Origin of the sequence: Allobosea sp. BK604 (genome assembly GCF_004341515.1) — a bacterium.
Classification (GTDB): domain Bacteria; phylum Pseudomonadota; class Alphaproteobacteria; order Rhizobiales; family Beijerinckiaceae; genus Allobosea.
Window position 1 is genome coordinate 23962 of record NZ_SLZF01000010.1, and the last position, 16865, is coordinate 40826.

General features: G+C 66.3%; 16 protein-coding genes. 10 read left to right on the plus strand and 6 right to left on the minus strand.

What is annotated here, in order from left to right; all coding sequences use genetic code 11:
* Positions 1-56: 56 nt before the first annotated feature.
* Positions 57-476: a nuclear transport factor 2 family protein gene (locus EV560_RS26820; protein WP_131858915.1), complete on the minus strand. Its 420-nt coding sequence runs from the start codon at positions 474-476 to the stop codon at positions 57-59.
* 327 nt (positions 477-803) lie between these two features.
* Here EV560_RS26820 and EV560_RS26825 point away from each other — a divergent pair, with 327 nt between their 5' ends.
* Positions 804-1631, plus strand: coding sequence for an aldo/keto reductase (locus tag EV560_RS26825; RefSeq protein WP_131858916.1), 828 nt, complete (start codon positions 804-806; stop codon positions 1629-1631).
* Positions 1632-1845: 214 nt separating this feature from the next.
* On the opposite strand, the gene EV560_RS26830 is transcribed toward EV560_RS26825, so the two are convergent.
* From EV560_RS26830 to EV560_RS26845, 4 genes are all read right to left on the minus strand, one after another.
* Positions 1846-2619, minus strand: a complete 774-nt coding sequence (locus EV560_RS26830) for an enoyl-CoA hydratase/isomerase family protein (RefSeq protein ID WP_131858917.1) — start codon at positions 2617-2619, stop codon at positions 1846-1848.
* 113 nt (positions 2620-2732) lie between these two features.
* Positions 2733-3770, minus strand: coding sequence for an amino acid ABC transporter substrate-binding protein (locus tag EV560_RS26835; protein WP_131858918.1), 1038 nt, complete (start codon positions 3768-3770; stop codon positions 2733-2735).
* A gap of 80 nt (positions 3771-3850) precedes the next feature.
* Entirely contained in the window at positions 3851-4480 is a 630-nt protein-coding gene (locus EV560_RS26840; protein ID WP_248312224.1) for a L,D-transpeptidase, read from the minus strand.
* A gap of 26 nt (positions 4481-4506) precedes the next feature.
* A complete protein-coding gene (locus EV560_RS26845; protein ID WP_248312225.1) occupies positions 4507-5070 on the minus strand; it encodes a hypothetical protein in 564 nt (187 codons plus the stop codon).
* A 173-nt stretch (positions 5071-5243) separates the two neighbouring features.
* Between EV560_RS26845 and EV560_RS26850 the strand changes: the two genes are divergently transcribed.
* The 6 genes from EV560_RS26850 to EV560_RS26875 all read left to right on the plus strand — a co-directional run bounded on the left by EV560_RS26850 (position 5244) and on the right by EV560_RS26875 (position 12451).
* The gene (locus EV560_RS26850) at positions 5244-6203 is read left to right on the plus strand and encodes a LysR family transcriptional regulator (protein ID WP_207908130.1); all 960 of its coding nucleotides are present in this window, start codon (positions 5244-5246) and stop codon (positions 6201-6203) included.
* A gap of 213 nt (positions 6204-6416) precedes the next feature.
* Positions 6417-6896 (plus strand): NAD(P)H-dependent oxidoreductase subunit E, encoded by a 480-nt coding sequence (locus EV560_RS26855; protein WP_131858919.1) that lies wholly within the window; start codon positions 6417-6419, stop codon positions 6894-6896.
* A complete protein-coding gene (locus EV560_RS26860; protein WP_131858920.1) occupies positions 6893-8458 on the plus strand; it encodes a formate dehydrogenase beta subunit in 1566 nt (521 codons plus the stop codon). The genes EV560_RS26855 and EV560_RS26860 overlap by 4 nt, the downstream gene beginning before the upstream one ends.
* Before the next feature lie 9 nt (positions 8459-8467).
* Entirely contained in the window at positions 8468-11350 is a 2883-nt protein-coding gene (gene fdhF, locus EV560_RS26865) for a formate dehydrogenase subunit alpha (protein WP_131858921.1), read from the plus strand.
* Entirely contained in the window at positions 11337-12179 is an 843-nt protein-coding gene (gene fdhD / locus EV560_RS26870) for a formate dehydrogenase accessory sulfurtransferase FdhD (RefSeq protein WP_131858922.1), read from the plus strand. Before fdhF ends, fdhD begins: the two co-directional genes overlap by 14 nt.
* Positions 12176-12451 carry a formate dehydrogenase subunit delta gene (locus EV560_RS26875; RefSeq protein ID WP_131858923.1) on the plus strand — a complete coding sequence of 92 codons (276 nt, stop codon included), beginning with the start codon at positions 12176-12178 and terminating at the stop codon, positions 12449-12451. Before fdhD ends, EV560_RS26875 begins: the two co-directional genes overlap by 4 nt.
* A gap of 12 nt (positions 12452-12463) precedes the next feature.
* On the opposite strand, the gene EV560_RS26880 is transcribed toward EV560_RS26875, so the two are convergent.
* On the minus strand, positions 12464-13645 hold the full coding sequence (locus EV560_RS26880) for an ROK family transcriptional regulator (RefSeq protein WP_131858924.1): 1182 nt from the start codon (positions 13643-13645) through the stop codon (positions 12464-12466).
* A gap of 117 nt (positions 13646-13762) precedes the next feature.
* Here EV560_RS26880 and EV560_RS26885 point away from each other — a divergent pair, with 117 nt between their 5' ends.
* The 3 genes from EV560_RS26885 to EV560_RS26895 are packed head-to-tail and all read left to right on the plus strand — an operon-like array spanning position 13763 to position 16773.
* Positions 13763-14503: a glucosamine-6-phosphate deaminase gene (locus EV560_RS26885; RefSeq protein WP_131858925.1), complete on the plus strand. Its 741-nt coding sequence runs from the start codon at positions 13763-13765 to the stop codon at positions 14501-14503.
* A 5-nt stretch (positions 14504-14508) separates the two neighbouring features.
* Complete coding sequence (locus tag EV560_RS26890; RefSeq protein WP_131858926.1) at positions 14509-15531, plus strand: N-acetylglucosamine-6-phosphate deacetylase; 1023 nt, start codon at positions 14509-14511, stop codon at positions 15529-15531.
* A gap of 42 nt (positions 15532-15573) precedes the next feature.
* Positions 15574-16773, plus strand: a complete 1200-nt coding sequence (locus tag EV560_RS26895) for an ABC transporter substrate-binding protein (protein WP_131858927.1) — start codon at positions 15574-15576, stop codon at positions 16771-16773.
* The last annotated feature ends 92 nt before the right edge of the window (positions 16774-16865 follow it).

Below are 16865 nucleotides of genomic sequence, written 5' to 3' on the forward strand. Positions count from 1 at the left end.
GTCGCGGCGGTCCTTGGGGCAGGGCCCGGGCCCGTTTGGACGGCGTCCGAGGCGCTCTACTTTGTGACGAAGGTGCGGGCGATTTGCTGGTCGGCGAGCTTCCAGCCGCCCTCGGTCCGCACGAAGCGGCTGCGCCAGTCGCCGATGCTGAAGGGCTGGCTCATCGGCAGGGGTAACTCGGTGCCGCGGCCGTTATAGACCATGTAGTAGGACAGGCCCTCGGCATTGGCGCCGTCGATGATCCGGATGTGGACCGTCGTCAGCAGGTGCCGCATCACCAGGTCATCCGGGCGCTTGCCGAGGATGGTCGGGATCTCGTCCGGGCCGCGCAAGGTCAGGTCGCCCCGGCGCAGCGTGCCGTCGGGGGTAAACAGTGCCACCATGGCGGCTCCGTCGCCGCGATCGACCGCGACGGCATATTCGGCCAGCAGCGTGCGGCAGGCCTGCTCGATGCTCTGTTTCTCTTGGCTATCCATGGTCCAGCGGTCGCATGCGCGCGTGCCGCTGTCACGCCGGCGCGGGCGACAAGCTGATTTTCATCCCGTGAAACGGCGCGCCTGAAGCAGTTCCGCGTTTCTCGAAAAGCGCGGACATGCTCTCTCTATGTGTGGCGACGCATTTTCGTCACGCGAGCCGGTGTCCGCTTCGCTCGACCATGCTCGGGCGGCGCATTTGCATGCGGGGAGAAGCTGGCGTCCGGCGCCTGCGCCTTATCCGGCGGCAGGGCGCCTGATAGGTCTTGATCGTTAGGCGGCGGCGCTTTCTCGATGCCGGCCGTGACCGGGAGCGGGCCAGTCGCTGCGATGATCCATACAGAAATCAACGGCGTGAGCCTGCCCGTGCTGGGCTTCGGAACCTATCACCTGACCGGCCCCGAAGGCGTGAAGGCGATCCGCCACGCACTCGATCTCGGCTACCGCTATCTCGACACCGCGACGCGCTACGGCAACGAGGAGGAGGTTGGCCAGGCCATCGCCGAGTCGGGGATCGACCGGGATCGCATCTTCCTCGCGACCAAGCTGCGCTATGTCGATCTCGACCCCGCCACGATCGAGGACAGGGTCAAGGAGAGCCTGGCCCGGCTGCGCGTCGACCATGTCGACCTGCTGATGCCGCACTGGCCGAGCCCGACCATTCCGGTCGCCCCGATCATGGAGGCCTTCGCCAGGGTCAGGGACAAGGGCTATGCGACGCATATTGGCGTCAGCAACTTCCCGACCGACCTCATGCGCGAGGCGATCAAGGCTTTCGACGGGCCGATCTTTTCCAATCAGGTCGAGTATCACCCGTTCATCGCCCAGAGCGCGGTGCTCGATCAGCTACGGTCCCATGGCATCCTGCTGACGGCGGCCGTGCCGCTGGCGCGCGGCGCGATCGACGACGAGCCGGTCATTCGCGAGATCGCCGAGAGCTACGGCAAGACGACGGCGCAGATCACCCTGCGCTGGCTGATCCAGCAGCCGGGCGTGACTGCGATCCCGAAATCGGGGCAGCCCGAGCGGATCAGGCAGAACCTGGAGATTTTCGATTTCGCCCTATCCGAGGACGAGATGGCGCGTATCGGCGCGCTGCAGCGCAATCTGCGCCTCGTCGACGTGTCCTGGGCGCCGGTCTGGGACGCGCCGGGCTAGCGCATTTCCGCGTTTCTTCGAATCGTGAAAATTCTCTATCTACTTGTTTTTACGCATTTTCTTCACGCGAACCGGTATCCACTTCGCTCGAAAATGCTCTAGCGCACGGGCCCGAAAAGTGGATTGCGGTTTTCGGAAAAGGCTGACGCGAAAACAAGACGCCAGATGATCGAACCGGATACGATATCCGGTCCGATGATCTAAAGGGAGTGGTTCACGAGGGCCGCTTCCCGCGCTCCGTATAGGCGCCGAGCCCGTCCTTGAGCTCGGCATTGCCGGTCTTGGCCTTGGCGTTCTTGGTCGCGAGCGCGATGCCGTCCTCATAGCCGAGTTCCTCGCTATGCCGGATGAAGCGCTTGGTTTCCTCAAGCGCTCCCGGCTTGCCGGCGAGGATGCCGGTCAGCGTCTCGCCCAGCTCTTCCTCGAGTCGTCCAGCCGGAACGACCCGGTTGACGAGGCCGAGCCGCATGGCCTCGGGCGCCAGGAAGGTTCGGCCGGAGAGCAGGAGGTCGGCGACATCGCGCGAGCGCATCAACTTGAGCAGGCTGGGCGCCGCGCCATATGGCACGATGCCATGCCGCACCTCGGGGAAGCCGAGCTTCGCCGTCTCCTCGGCGATGGCGATGTCGGTCCAGCCGACGATCATGGTGCCGATGCCGAGGGCGAAGCGCTCGACCACGCTGACGACCGGCTTGGGACAGAAATAGATCGCGCGGTTCATGCCCTCCATCAGGTCGTACATGCGCTCGATCTCTTCGGGCGGGGCGCTCTGCAGGGCGGCGAGGTCGTTGAGGTCGCGCCCGGCGCAGAAGGCGCCCTGCCTGCCGCGCAGCACGACTGCGCGGCAGCTCGCATCCGCGGCGAGCGCCGTCATCTCCGCGACCAGACCGGCCACCATCCGGTTGGATAGCGCATTGAGCCGGCCGGGATTGTTCAGCCAGAGCGTCACGATACCCGCTGCGCTGCGCTCGACGTCGATCCCGCTCATGCCATGCTCCTTCCGGCCGAGGCGGCCGATGCTGTGCGGCCGTTATAGCCGACAAGGCGGAGCGGGATGTTGCGCTGGGCCGATGGCAGCTTTTCGCCCGGCGACCGGTCGGTTCAGCGCAGCGGCGGAGCGTAGAGCACGCCGCCCATGCTCCAGAGCTGGTTAAGGCCGCGCGGAATCCCAAGGCGCGAGCGCACGCCGAGATTGCGCTCATAGATTTCGGCATAGTTGCCGGAGGCCTTCACGGCGCGCAGTGCGAAGGCATCGTCGAGCCCGAGCATCTTGCCGAGCCCGCCTTCCGCCCCGCTGAACCGGCGCACATCGGGCTTGCCGGAGGCTGCGGCCTCGGCCGTGTTCGCCTGTGTGACGCCGAGTTCCTCGCCATTGATCAGGGCGAAATTCACCCATCTGACGACGTTGAACCAGGGGAAGTCGTCGGCGCGGGTCACCGGGCCGAGCGGCTCCTTGGAAATGACATCGGGCAGGATGATCGCATCGCCGGGCTTGGGCAGCCTGAGGCGCTCGGCATAGAGGGCCGACTGGTCGCGGGTCAGGACGTTGCACTGGCCGTTCTGAAAGGCTGCGAGCGTCTCCGAGCTCCGCGGGAAGGCGAACTCCTCGTATTTCATCGAGTTGGCGCGGAAGAAATCGGCGAGATTGGCTTGCGTCGTCGTGCCCGCCTCGACGCAGACCTTGGCGCCGTCGAGATCGAGCGCCGAGTCCTTGTTCAGGCTGCGCATCACCATGAAGCCCTGGCCGTCATGGAAGTTGATGCCGGCGAAGGCGAGGCCGAGGCCGGCCTCGCGTTCGAGGGTCCAGGTCGTATTGCGCGAGAGCAGATCGACCTTGCCCGAGCGCAGGGCCTCGAAACGGTTGCTTGCGGAGAGCGGGACGAATGTGACCTTCGCGGGATCGTCGAAGATCGCGCCCGCGACGGCACGGCAGAAATCGACGTCGAAGCCCGACCATTGGCCCTGGGCGTTCTGCTCGGAGAAGCCGTAGAGGCCCTCGCTGACGCCGCATTGCAGCGTGCCGCGCTGCTTGACGGTGTCGAGCGTTCCGGCGGCCGCCGGCAGCGCGAGCGCGCAGAGCGCTGCAGCACCGAGACAGGCGAGGGCGGAACGAGCGTGAAGCTTGACTGCGTGCAGCATGAGCGATCCCCCTGACGCGGAAAGTCCTGGTTCTGGAAAGTCCCGGTACTGGAAAGTCTTGGCTGTGGAAGGGCAGGCGCCTAGAGGCTGGCGCTGTGCCTGATGATCACCTTGGTGCCGACAGGCACGCGCTCGTAGAGGTCGATGATGTCGCCATTGGCGAGCCGGAAGCAGCCCGACGAGATCGCCTGACCGATCGTCTCCGGCTGGTTGGTGCCGTGGACACGGAACACGGTCGAGCCGAGATAGAGCGCGCGTGCGCCCATCGGGTTGCCCGGCCCGCCGGCCATGAAGCGCGGCAGATAGGGCTGGCGCGCGATCATTTCCGGGGGCGGGCGCCAATCCGGCCATTCCGACTTGCGGCTGACCTGGACCTTGCCGGACCACTGGAAGCCCTCGCGGCCGACGCCGATGCCGTAGCGCAGCGCCTTGCCATTGCCCTGGACGATATAGAGGAAGCGCTCGGAGGTATGGATGACGACCGTGCCCGGCGCCTCGCTCGAGCGGAACAGCACCATCTGCTTGGCATAGGGGCCTTCGGCATGGACGTCGTCGCCCGAGACGCGGCCGGGCTCGTCGCCGACATCCATGGTTTCCTCGGAACCCTTCGCCGATCCCTGCGCCGACGCAGGCACCCAGGTCACTGCGGCGAGAGAGAGGGAAAGGCAGGAAGCGGCGAGCACAGCTCGCGTCAGATCGCGCATCCGCATGATTGCTACTCCAGAAAGACCGATATTCAGCACCGCACGTAGACGAAGGTGCCATAGCGCCGATTGGCGTCGGCATCGATGAAACGCATGGTCATGACGCCGTTCGAGACGGGCTGGATCTCGCGGTCCTGCGGGTCTCCGGCCGGAGCCTCGAAGCCGACATAGATCTTGCCGCCCGGGCCGCCCTTGAGCTTCAGCTCATAGGGCTTGGGATCGTCGGCGACATGCATCATCACGCCGTCGGTCGGGCCCTTGGTGATGGTGTAGGGCTGGCTGCATTGCGCCTTGGCCTGGGCCTCGGTGCGCTTGCGGTCCTTCTCGGTATGGTAGGAGGCGATGCCCCAGCGGCCGATCAGCCGCTCATTGGTGAAGCCGGCGGGCGGTGGCGGTGCGGCGCCGACGGAGGGCGCGAGCGCGGTCTCGCTGGTCGAGCCACAGCCGGCGAGCGCCAGTGTCAGCAGCGTCGCGCCGAGCGCGGAGCATGGTAGCCAACGAAAGGGAATCGCCGTGCGGGTGCCAGTAATCGTGTCTGAACGTGAAGAGAGGGCGGATGAGGCCGCCGCTTGTCCGGCCCGGTATCGCAGTAGCACGTCATGCCCCCCAGCGTCTTTTGACCTGTGCCATCATGCGCGGACATTTTTGCGGATTTCAAGCCGCTGTGTGAAATCATGTTCCGGGATGCGCAGGACTGTGCCTGATCCTTGCGGCTCGCGCTTGCGGCGCCGGGCGTTGCAAGTTTCTGAATTGCCGGGAAAACTATCCGATGCCACGGGCAGCCGCGGCGCGGAGCTGGATGCGGCCGGATTTCATGATCATTCGCCAACTGGTCTATCTCGACGCGCTGGCCCGCGAGAAGCATTTCCGCCGCGCCGCCGAGGCCTGCCATGTCTCGCAGCCGACGCTTTCGGCTGCGATCGTGCAGCTCGAGGAGGAGCTCGGCGTGCTCATCGTCGAGCGCGGCCGGCGTTTCCAGGGTCTGACCAGGGAAGGCGAGATCGTGCTCGCCCATGCCCGCCGCATCCTCGCCGAAGCCGACCAGATGAAGGACGCCATCGCCGAGCTGCGTGACGGCGTCAGCGGCAAGATCAGGCTCGGCGCCGTGCCGACCGCACTGCCGATGATCGCGCATATCACCGCGCCGTTCTCGACGCGCTATCCCGGCGCCTCGCTCACCGTGCTGTCGCTGACCTCGACCGAGATCCAGGACGGAATCGACAATTTCGAGCTCGATGTCGGCTTGACCTATCTCGATAACGAACCGCTCGAACGCGTTGTTTCCAAACCGATCTACCAGGAAGCCTATGTGCTGCTGACGCGCGAGGACGGGCCGCTCGGCGAGCGCGAGAGCATCACCTGGGCGGAAGCCGCGGCGCTGAAGCTCTGCCTGCTCACCTCGGACATGCAGAACCGGCGCATCATCGACGGCATCTTCCGCTCGGTCGGGCACGCGCCGAAGCCGGCGATCGAGACCAATTCGATCTTCAACCTCTGTTCCCATGCCGGCATCCAGGGAGTCTCCAGCATCGTCTCCTCGCAATTGCTGGAATTCTTCGGCGTGCCGCTCGGCACCAAGGCGCTGCCGCTGATCGAGCCCGACGCCAAGCGCACGATCGGCCTGATCATGGCCGATCGCCACCCCGCTGCGCCGCTTGCCCGCAACCTCTTGGCGATGTCCGGGACGATGGCGGATGCCAGCCTGCCGAGGCGCCCGATCGTTAAATAGTTCGCTTCTATCGAAGCCGCCCGACGCGGCTGATCTTTGCGCATATCAGCGAAAGTTATCAGGGCGCCGCACGAGGTTGGCGGGCCGGCGTCTCGGGTTTTGATAGGTCCTGGCTATTGTGTGGTCGGAACAAACGATTTGAAATCATCCTAAACTTGCCCATCCTCCCCTGAAACGGCAGGCCGCGTGAACGGCCCGCATGGAGGAGGGACGATGGTCCACTACCCAGCCTGGGACCAGGACGAGGCGCGCTCGATCGTGTCGGGCCTGTCTCATCTCGAAGGAGCGACGCTGCCGATCCTGCACGCATTGCAGGAGGAGTTCGGCTATGTCGATCCTCAGATCGTGCCCGTCATCGCCGAGGCGCTGAACCTGTCACGGGCCGAGGTCCATGGCGCGATCACCTTCTATCATGATTTCAAGACCTCGCCGGCACCGCGCCGGGTGATCAAGCTCTGCCGCGCCGAGGCCTGCCAGGCGCTCGGCTGCGAGGCGGTGGTCGACGAATTGGCGCGTGAGCACGGCATCGATGTCACCGCGCTCGCGCATTCCGGCGATATCGCCGTCGAGACCGTCTATTGTCTCGGCAATTGCGCTCTCGGGCCGTCGGCGCTGGTCGATGGCGAGCTGATCGGACGGCTCGATGCCGACCGGCTGGCGGCGTTGTGCTCCCGTCACGGAGCCGACGCATGAGCGCCCAATCCGTGAAGGTCTTCGTGCCGGTCGATGCCGCGGCGCTCTCCGTGGGAGCCGAGGCCGTGGCCAAGGCGGTCGCGCGGGAGGCCGAGGCGCGCGGCCTCGAGGTCGAGATCATCCGCAACGGCACGCGCGGCATGCTATGGCTGGAGCCGCTGGTCGAGGTCGAGCTGCCCGAGGGGCGCGTCGCCTATGGCCCGGTTGCGGCACGCGATGTGGCCGGCCTGTTCGATGCTGGCTTCCTGAGCGGCGGCACGCACGCGCTCAGCCTCGGCAAGACCGTGGAACTCGACTGGATGAAGCGCCAGCAGCGCGTCACCTTCGAGCGTATCGGCGTCACCGATCCGCTATCGCTGGCCGATTACCGCAGCCATGACGGGCTCAAGGGGCTCCAGTACGCGCTGTCGCTGACCGGCGCCGAGATCGTCGAGATGGTCAAGGCCTCGGGCCTGCGCGGCCGTGGCGGCGCCGGCTTCCCGACCGGCATCAAGTGGAAGACCGTCCACGACGCCAAGGCCGAGCAGAAATACATCGTCTGCAATGCCGACGAGGGCGATAGCGGCACTTTCGCCGACCGCATGCTGATGGAGGGCGACCCCTTCCTGCTGATCGAGGGCATGACCATCGCGGCCGTCGCGGTCGGCGCGACGCGCGGCTATATCTACCTGCGCTCCGAATATCCGCATGCGCACAAGGCGCTCTCGCGCGCCATCCTCAAGGCCGAGGCGGTCGGGCTGCTCGGCGATTCCGTGCTCGGCACCGGCCATGCCTTCCATCTCGAGGTCAGGCTGGGCGCCGGCGCCTATATTTGCGGCGAGGAGACCTCGCTGCTCGAAAGCCTGGAAGGCAAGCGCGCCATTGTCCGCGCCAAGCCGCCGATCCCGGCGCTGAAGGGCCTGTTCGGCAAGCCGACCATCGTCAACAACGTCCTCTCCTTCGCGGCCGTGCCCTGGATCCTCCAGCACGGCGCCCAGGCCTATGCCGATTACGGCATGGGCCGTTCGCGCGGCACGCTGCCGGTCCAGCTCGGCGGCAACATCAAGCGCGGCGGGCTGATCGAGCTCGCCTTCGGCATCCCGCTGCGCGAGATCATCGAGGATATGGGCGGCGGCACGCGCTCGGGCCGGCCGATCCGCGCCGTGCAGGTCGGTGGCCCGCTCGGCGCCTATCTGACGGCGGCACAGCTCGACACGCCGATGGATTACGAGGCGCTCGCCGCCATCAAGGCGATGCTCGGCCATGGCGGCATTGTCGTCTTCGACGACACGGTCGACATGGCCAGGCAGGCGCGCTTCGCCTTCGAGTTCTGCGCCAAGGAGAGCTGCGGCAAGTGCACGCCCTGCCGCATCGGCGCGACACGCGGCGTCGAGGTGATGGACCGCATCATCGCCGGGGTCGAGCGGCCGAAGAACATCGCCGTGCTGCGCGACCTCAACAAGCTGATGACCGACGCTTCGCTCTGCGCCATGGGCGGCCTGACGCCGATGCCGGTGATGAGCGCGCTCAACCATTTCGCCGAGGATTTCGATCGCCCAAGCCTGCCGCTGGCGGCCGAATAGGAGAGACCGATGAGCCTGATCAAGGAACTCGACTTCGGTACACCGATCCGCGTCTCCGACAAGATGGTGACGCTGACCATCGACGGCGAACGCGTCACGGTGCCCGAGGGCACCTCGGTGATGGCGGCCGCGATGCAGATGGGGACGAAGATCCCCAAGCTCTGCGCCACCGACTCGCTCGAACCGTTCGGCTCCTGCCGGCTCTGCCTGGTCGAGATCGAGGGCCGGCGCGGTACGCCGGCTTCCTGCACCACGCCGGCCGAAGAGGGCATGGTCGTGCGGACCCAGACCGAGCAGCTCGCGACCCTGCGCAAGGGCGTGATGGAGCTCTACATTTCCGACCACCCGCTCGACTGCCTGACCTGCTCGGCCAACGGCAATTGCGAATTGCAGGACGCCGCGGGCGCGGTCGGCCTGCGCGAGGTGCGCTATGGCTACGAGGGCGAGAACCATGTCTTCGCCAAGAGCAAGGATGGCACGGACAACGTGCTCTATCTCGGCAAGGACACGTCCAACCCGTATTTCACCTATGATCCGACCAAGTGCATCGTCTGCAATCGCTGCGTCCGCGCCTGCGAGGAGGTGCAGGGCACTTTCGCGCTGACGATCAGCGGCCGCGGCTTCGATTCACGCGTCGCCGCCGGCCCGACGGATTTCCTCGGCTCGGAATGCGTCTCCTGCGGCGCCTGCGTGCAGGCCTGCCCGACCGCGACGCTGATGGAAAACCTCGTCATCGAGCACGGCCAGCCCGAGCATTCCAAGGTCACGACCTGCGCCTATTGCGGCGTCGGCTGCTCGTTCAAGGCCGAGATGCAGGGCGACAAGGTCGTCCGCATGGTGCCGTACAAGGACGGCAAGGCCAACGAGGGCCATTCCTGCGTCAAGGGCCGCTTCGCCTGGGGCTACGCGACCCACAAGGACCGCATCACCAAGCCGATGATCCGCGAGAAGATCACCGATCCCTGGCGCGAGGTCTCCTGGGACGAGGCGATTTCCCACGCGGCTTCGGAATTCAAGCGCATCCAGTCGAAATACGGACGCGAATCGCTTGGCGCCATCACCTCGTCGCGCTGCACCAACGAGGAGGTCTATCTCGTCCAGAAGCTGGTGCGCGCCGGCTTCCGCAACAACAATGTCGATACCTGCGCCCGCGTCTGCCATTCGCCGACGGGCTACGGCCTGAAGACGACGCTCGGCACCTCCGCCGGCACGCAGGATTTCAAGTCGGTCGAGAAGTCCGATGTCATCTTCGTCATCGGTGCCAATCCGACCGACGGCCATCCGGTCTTCGCCTCGCGGATGAAGAAGCGTATCCGCAAGGGCGCCCGCGTCATCGTCGCCGATCCGCGCCGGATCGACATGGTCAAGTCGCCGCATGTCAAGGCCGACTACCATCTCCAGCTCAAGCCCGGCACCAATGTCGCGCTGATCAACGCCATCGCCCATGTCATCGTCACCGAGGGGCTGATCGACGAGGATTATGTCCGCGAGCGCTGCGATCTCGCCGATTTCGAGCTCTGGGCCCGGTTCGTCGCCGAGGAGCGCAACTCGCCGGAGGCGAGCGAGCAATATACCGGCGTGCCGGCGGCCGATGTCCGCGGCGCCGCAAGGCTCTACGCCACCGGCGGCAATGGCGCGATCTTCTACGGGCTCGGCGTCACCGAGCACAGCCAGGGCTCGACCACGGTGATGGGCATGGCCAATATCGCCATGGCGACCGGCAATATCGGACGCGAAGGCGTCGGCGTGAATCCGCTGCGCGGCCAGAACAATGTCCAGGGCTCCTGCGACATGGGCTCGTTCCCGCACGAATTCACCGGCTATCGCCATGTCTCGGACGATGCCACACGCGACATCTTCGAGAAGCTCTGGGGTGTCACGCTCGATGCCGAGCAGGGCCTGCGCATCCCCAACATGCTCGACGAGGCGGTCGGCGGCAGCTTCAAGGGGCTCTATGTCCAGGGCGAGGATATCGCCCAGTCCGACCCGAACACCCAGCACGTCACGGCCGGCCTTGCCGCGATGGAATGCGTCGTCATCCAGGACCTGTTCCTGAACGAGACCGCGAAATACGCCCATGTCTTCCTGCCGGGCTCGTCCTTCCTGGAGAAGGACGGCACCTTCACCAATGCCGAGCGCCGCATCAACCGTGTCCGCCAGGTCATGGCGCCGATGTCGGGCAAGGCCGAGTTCCAGGTCACGATCGATCTGGCCCGGGCCTTGGGGCTGGAGATGAACTACGGCCATCCCAGCGAGATCATGGACGAGATCGCGCTGGTGACGCCGACCTTCGCAGGCGTCAGCTATGCGAAGCTGGAAGAGCTCGGCTCGGTGCAATGGCCCTGCAACGAGAAGGCGCCGCTGGGCACGCCGCTGATGCATGTCGATCGCTTCGTGCGCGGCAAGGGCAAGTTCATGATCACCGAGTTCGTCGCGACCGAGGAGCGGACCGGGCCGCGCTTCCCGCTGATCCTGACGACCGGGCGCATCCTTTCGCAATACAATGTCGGCGCGCAGACCAGGCGCACCGAGAACAGCCGCTGGCACGAGGAGGACGTGCTGGAGATCCACCCGTTCGACGCCGAGAGCCGCGGCATCAAGGATGGCGATCTCGTCGCGCTGGCGAGCCGCTCCGGCGACATTTCGCTGCGCGCCGAGGTCTCGGAGCGCATGCAACCGGGCGTGGTCTACACGACCTTCCACCATGCCTCGACCGGCGCCAACGTCATCACTACCGACTTCTCGGACTGGGCGACCAATTGCCCGGAATACAAGGTGACCGCGGTCGAGGTCCGGCGGACGAACTATTACTCGCAATGGCAGGAGAAGAACCGCGAGGAGGATTTCTCGCTGCGCCGCATCGCTGGAAGGCTGCAGGATGCAGCGGAATAGCGCTCCCGCCCAGCCTCCGGCGTCCTATGCCGTGCCGGTCAGGCCGCTGCGCTTCGCGGACGGCCTGCTGCCGGAGATCGCCGCCGAGGTCGCGGTCGAGGCGCCCGTCAACATCGTCTATGGCAGCTTGCCCTATGCGGTGATGATGGCGAGCCCGGCCGATCTCGAGGATTTCGTCGCAGGCTTCAGCCTGACCGAAGGCATCATCCGCGGCGTCGACGAGATCCGCGATATCGTGGTGACGCCGAAGGAGGAGGGGATCGAGGTCGCGGTCGAGCTCGCCCCCGGACGCTTCCGCGAGCATCTGGCGCGCCGGCGCAATCTTTCCGGCCGGACCTCCTGCGGGCTCTGCGGGGTTGAGACCTTTGACGAGGTACCGCTGGCAGCGCAGCGGATAGGCGAGGAGCCGCCGCTTTCGCTTGGCGCGATTCACGCGGCCCTGGAAGCGCTGACCCGGCACCAGCCACTCAACCGGCTGACACGCTCGGTCCATGCCGCCGCCTGGTGCGATCGCGACGGCACGATCCTGGCGGCGCGGGAGGATGTCGGCCGGCACAATGCCTTGGACAAGCTGATCGGTGCGCGGTTGCGAGCTGGGCAGGGTGCCGGTGGCGGCTTCGTTCTGACGACCAGCCGGGCTTCGTTCGAGATGGTCGAGAAGACCGCGATCTTCGGCGCGGCAGCGCTGGTGACGATCTCGGCGCCGACCTCGCTCGCGATCGAGCGCGCACGGAAGCTCGGGCTGACCCTGGTCTCCGTCGCCCGCGACGATGCCGCGATCCTCTTTGCCGGCGAACTCGCCGAGGAGCTGGAAACAGAAGCGCGATGAGCCAGGACACGCACGACGCCCATCACGATCCCGCCGCGGCCAAGGCCGCGAATGTGGTCAAGCTCGGCCATATGGCCAGCCAGATCGCGGATTTCTTCAAGTCCTATCCGGAAGAGCAGGCGGTGCCGGCGATCGCCGATCATATCAACCAGTTCTGGAACCGGCGGATGCGTGAGGATTTCCTCGCGACCTATAATTCCGAGCATCCCGACCTGCCGCTACTGGTGCGCAAGGCGATCGCGCAGATCAAGCCGGCGAGCCCGAGCATCTAAGCTCTCTAGGAATCAAGCGGCCCGCAGCAGCTCCTCCGCGGCTCGCCTGAGCAAGGGCGCCGCGGCGCCGTGGATCTCGAAATTCGGGTCGGCCCGTTCGCTGGCGAGCTGCGGCATGGCGAGCCCTTCCAAAGTGCCCTCGGTCCGGAACAGCGCGTCGAAATGGGCCCAGAGCCGGGCATTGGCGACGAATGGGCCGCTGACGATGATCCGGTTCGGGAAGAACAACCGGCAGGCATTGGCAAGTGCCCGCGCCAGGATCCGCGCCGCCTGATCGATCTCCGGCAAGCTCAGCAGGTCGCAGTTGGAGAACTGCTCGCTCAATTTCGCCTCGTCCTCGCCGAGGCTGCGCCAGTGCCGGCGCAGCAGCGGCAGCAGCGACCAGAGCGCCGCGCCGGTTTCCAGGCAGGCCGTGTTGCCGCAGCCGCAGCGACGGCCCTCCAGCACTGAGAAGCGCCAATGGCCGATCTCGCCGAAGGAGCCGCCGGCCGGCGAGAAGGGCTCGCCGTCGACGGCATAGGCGAGGCCGATCCCCCAGCCCCAATGCAGCAGCAGCGCCCCGCCGGCGAATGATTTCGGCTCCCGCGCCGCGCGCGCCCGGAGCTCGGCATCGAGATTGCGACAGATCTCGATCGGGCCGGCGACGGGTTCGAGAATGGCCTGGATGTCGAGCGCCCGCATCTTCGGCCAGCGCGACGCCATCAGCCATTGCCGGCCGCGGATATCGATCAGGCCGGAGAGCGAAACCGCCGTGCCCGCATGGCTCATGCCGCGCGGCATGGCGGCGACGAGGAAGCCGCCGAGCTCGGCCATGGCGGCGGCCAGCGCCGCGTTATCGGCCTCGGGTGCCAGCGCGATCGTGCGCTCCTCCAGGATATGGCCGTTGAGATCGACCAGCGCACCGGACAGCGACTGGCTCGCCACATAGATGACGGAGGCGCCGATGCGGCGCGGATTGGCGATCAGCACGGCCGCGGGCCGGCCGCGCCCGGCGGTCTCGCCGGGAACCTCGAGGATGAGACGGCGCGCCGCCAGGTCCGCAACGACGCGGGAGGTGGTGGTCGAGCGCAGCTCCAGCGCCTTGCTGAGCTCGGCCCGCGAATGGGCGAGCCCGCGTGCGACGAGCCCGTAGACGCGCGCGCAATCGCGCTCGTAGGGCGTGGCGAAAGGGGCCTCGTCGGTCGTCGCGAGCATGTCGGTCTTTATTTTGAACGCATGTGTTTAAAAATAGCCATTGCGTTTTCGAGCAGCACCCATAGAGTTTGTCACGGGAAATATAAACAATTCTTCTGTCTAAGGTTCAAAAATCACATGATCGATCTCCGCATCGTCGCCGACAAGGACACGCTCGGCTGCGAGGCCGCCAAGCTGGGGGCGGAGGCGATCCGCGCCGCCCAGGCCAGCCATGGCCACGCCAATATCATCGTGGCGACGGGCGCGAGCCAGTTCGAGGTGCTCGGCCACCTGGTCAAGGCTGAGGGTATCGACTGGTCGAAGGTCACGGCCTTCCATCTCGACGAATATGTCGGCCTGAGTGAGGCGCATCCGGCGAGCTTCCGCCGCTATCTGCGCGATCGCTTCGTCGCGCCGGTCGGCGGCAAGGTCGAGTTCATTCCGGTTGACGGGGAGGGCGATCCGGCGGGCGAGACCGCGCGGCTCAACGCGCTGATCGCCGGCAAGCGCATCGATGTCTGCTTCGCCGGCATCGGTGAGAACTGCCATCTCGCCTTCAACGATCCGCCGGCAGATTTCGAGACCGAGCAGCCCTATATCGTCGTGACGCTCGACGAGGCCTGCCGCAACCAGCAATTCGGTGAGGGCTGGTTCCCGACCTTCGCCGATGTGCCGGAGCGCGCCATCTCGATGAGCATCCGGCAGATCATGAAGAGCGAGCTGATCATCCTGTCGGTACCGGATGAGCGCAAGGCCAAGGCGGCTCAAGCCGCGGTCGAGGGGCCAGTCAGCCCGCTCTATCCGGCGTCGATCCTGCAGCAGCATGCCAGGACCGTGCTGTTCATGGATCCGCCTGCGGCCTCGCTGCTGAAGAAGTGACGGCGATGCGCTCAGCCGGGCTGATCGATCTTCAGGTCAACGGTTTCGCCGGGATCGATTTCAATTCCGGCGCGATCACGGCGGCAGAGCTCGACCATGCGCTGGAGGCGATGCTCGCCACCGGCGTGACGGCCTGCCTGCCGACGATCATCACGGCCCATCCGCACGAGCTGGAAGAGCGCTTCCTGGCGCTTGACTCGGCGGTTTCGGAAAGCAGGCTCGGGCCGCTGATGTGCCCGGGCTACCATCTCGAGGGCCCGTTCCTGAACCCGGCCGAGGGCTATCATGGCTGCCATCCGCCGGCGGCGATGACGGCCGCTGGCATCGGGCTGGTTGACCGGCTGCAGGCGCTGATCTCCCGGCCGATCCTGCTGGTGACGCTGGCGCCTGAGGTCGAGGGTGCGATGGCGCTGATCGCCGCGCTGAAGAGCTCGGGCCGCATCATCGCGCTTGGCCATACCGCCGTCGATTTCGCGCTGGCGGAGGCTGCCGCGCAGGCCGGGGCGACGCTGTCGACCCATCTCGGCAACGGCATGCCGCAGCAGGCCCACAAGCTCAACAACGCGATCTTCGCCCAGCTCGCCGAGGACGGTCTCTGGGCGAGCTTCATCGCCGACGGCATCCATATCCCGCCCAAGGCGCTGAAGGCCTTGCTGCGTGCCAAGGGCTTGGAGCGGGCGATCCTGGTCACCGACGCGATCTCGGCGGCGGCCTCGCAGCCGGGCCGCTATCCGTTCGCCGGCATGAGCGTCGAGCTCGGCCCGGATGGCGCGGTGCGCCAGCCGGGCGGCGTTGGCCTGGCCGGTTCGGCGCTCAGCCTCGACCAGGGCGTGCGCAATCTCGTAGCCTGGGGGCTTGCTACGCCGGACATGGCCATTGCGCTGGCCTCGGGCCATCCGCTTGCGCTGCTGGGGCCCGCTCTGAAAGCCTTCGGGATCACGCTCGACCTCGGCGAGGTCGACTGGTCCGATCGCCTTGCCGTCAGCCGCGTTCGGCTGGGCGAGGTCGAACGCCGCTTTGCCGCCTGATCGACGACGCCGAACAACTCACCAAGAAGAGGGGATCACCACATGAGCCATGACCTGACCAAGATCGACCGCCGCACCGTCCTGGGCGGCCTCGCCGCTACCGCAATGGGCGGCACGACCGGCGCCTTCGCGGCCTCGCCGCCGCTGCCGACCTCGCCCGTCGCGCTCAACCTGATCGATGTCGGCGGCGCGCTGGCGCTGATGCAGCGCGCCTTCGACGATTACAAGGCCGCCAATCCCAAGCTGATCTCGCGCCTGACCTATGTGAAGGCGCCGGCGCCGGAACTCGCCAGCAAGATCAAGGCGCAGCAGGATGCCGGCCGCGCCGATCTCGACATCGTGCTGACCGGCAGCGACGGCCTCGCCGCCGGTCTCGACCAGAATCTCTGGCTGAAGATCCTGCCCGATTTCAACGACAAGTTCCCGAATATCGAGGAGAACTACGAGCCAGCCGCGCTCAACCTGCACAAGGTGCAGGGCGCGGGCTTTGGCGTCGTTGTCAACTACTACCCCTCCGGGCCGCTGATCGAATACATGCCCGACCGGGTGAAGGCGCCGCCGACCACGGCCGAGGAACTGCTCGCCTGGGCCAAGGCCAATCCGAACAAGTTCATGTATGCGCGCCCGGCCAATTCCGGCCCCGGCCGCACCTTCATGATGGGCCTGCCCTATATCCTCGGCGACAAGGATCCGCAGGATCCGGTCAATGGCTGGGAGAAGACCTGGGCCTATCTCGCCGAGCTCGGCAAATATATCGAGTATTACCCTGCCGGCACCGGCGCGACGATGAAGGAGTTCGGCGACGGCTCGCGCGACATCATCATCTCGACCACCGGCTGGGACATCAACCCGCGCGCGCTCGGCATCGTGCCGAAGGAGGCCAAGGTCGGCACGATCAAGGGCTTCCACTGGGTCTCCGACGCCTTCTTCATGTGCGTGCCGAAGGGCGTGCCGAACGACCGGCTCGCGGTCGTGCTCGACATGATGGCCTATGTGCTCACCCCCAAGGCGCAGGCCTATGCCTATGACGAGGGCTATCTCTATCCTGGCCCGGCGGTGAAGAACGTGCCGCTCTCGCTCGCGCCCAAGGCGAGCCAGGACGTCATCGCCGAGTTCGGCCGGCCGGAATATGCCGACCTCATCGCCAACAACCCGATCGAGCTGCCGCTGAAGCCGGACAAGATGGTCGTCGCATTCCGCAAATGGGACGAGCTGGTCGGCTCAAAGGCCAACAAGAAGTAAGCTGATTCTGCATGAACGCGCCGCCGCGGCCGGGAGGTTGCGGCGGCGTTCTGTTGTCGGACGATCTGCCGCAGGCCGAGCCGGAGCGCGGA

Coding starts and splice junctions, on each gene's coding strand:
- EV560_RS26820 (WP_131858915.1), bottom strand. CDS start 476: ATGGATAGCCAAGAGAAACAGAGCATCGAGCAGGCCTGCCGCACGCTG.
- EV560_RS26825 (WP_131858916.1), top strand. CDS start 804: ATGATCCATACAGAAATCAACGGCGTGAGCCTGCCCGTGCTGGGCTTC.
- EV560_RS26830 (WP_131858917.1), bottom strand. CDS start 2,619: ATGAGCGGGATCGACGTCGAGCGCAGCGCAGCGGGTATCGTGACGCTC.
- EV560_RS26835 (WP_131858918.1), bottom strand. CDS start 3,770: ATGCTGCACGCAGTCAAGCTTCACGCTCGTTCCGCCCTCGCCTGTCTC.
- EV560_RS26840 (WP_248312224.1), bottom strand. CDS start 4,480: ATGCGGATGCGCGATCTGACGCGAGCTGTGCTCGCCGCTTCCTGCCTT.
- EV560_RS26850 (WP_207908130.1), top strand. CDS start 5,244: ATGCCACGGGCAGCCGCGGCGCGGAGCTGGATGCGGCCGGATTTCATG.
- EV560_RS26855 (WP_131858919.1), top strand. CDS start 6,417: ATGGTCCACTACCCAGCCTGGGACCAGGACGAGGCGCGCTCGATCGTG.
- EV560_RS26860 (WP_131858920.1), top strand. CDS start 6,893: ATGAGCGCCCAATCCGTGAAGGTCTTCGTGCCGGTCGATGCCGCGGCG.
- fdhF (WP_131858921.1), top strand. CDS start 8,468: ATGAGCCTGATCAAGGAACTCGACTTCGGTACACCGATCCGCGTCTCC.
- fdhD (WP_131858922.1), top strand. CDS start 11,337: ATGCAGCGGAATAGCGCTCCCGCCCAGCCTCCGGCGTCCTATGCCGTG.
- EV560_RS26875 (WP_131858923.1), top strand. CDS start 12,176: ATGAGCCAGGACACGCACGACGCCCATCACGATCCCGCCGCGGCCAAG.
- EV560_RS26880 (WP_131858924.1), bottom strand. CDS start 13,645: ATGCTCGCGACGACCGACGAGGCCCCTTTCGCCACGCCCTACGAGCGC.
- EV560_RS26885 (WP_131858925.1), top strand. CDS start 13,763: ATGATCGATCTCCGCATCGTCGCCGACAAGGACACGCTCGGCTGCGAG.
- EV560_RS26890 (WP_131858926.1), top strand. CDS start 14,509: ATGCGCTCAGCCGGGCTGATCGATCTTCAGGTCAACGGTTTCGCCGGG.
- EV560_RS26895 (WP_131858927.1), top strand. CDS start 15,574: ATGAGCCATGACCTGACCAAGATCGACCGCCGCACCGTCCTGGGCGGC.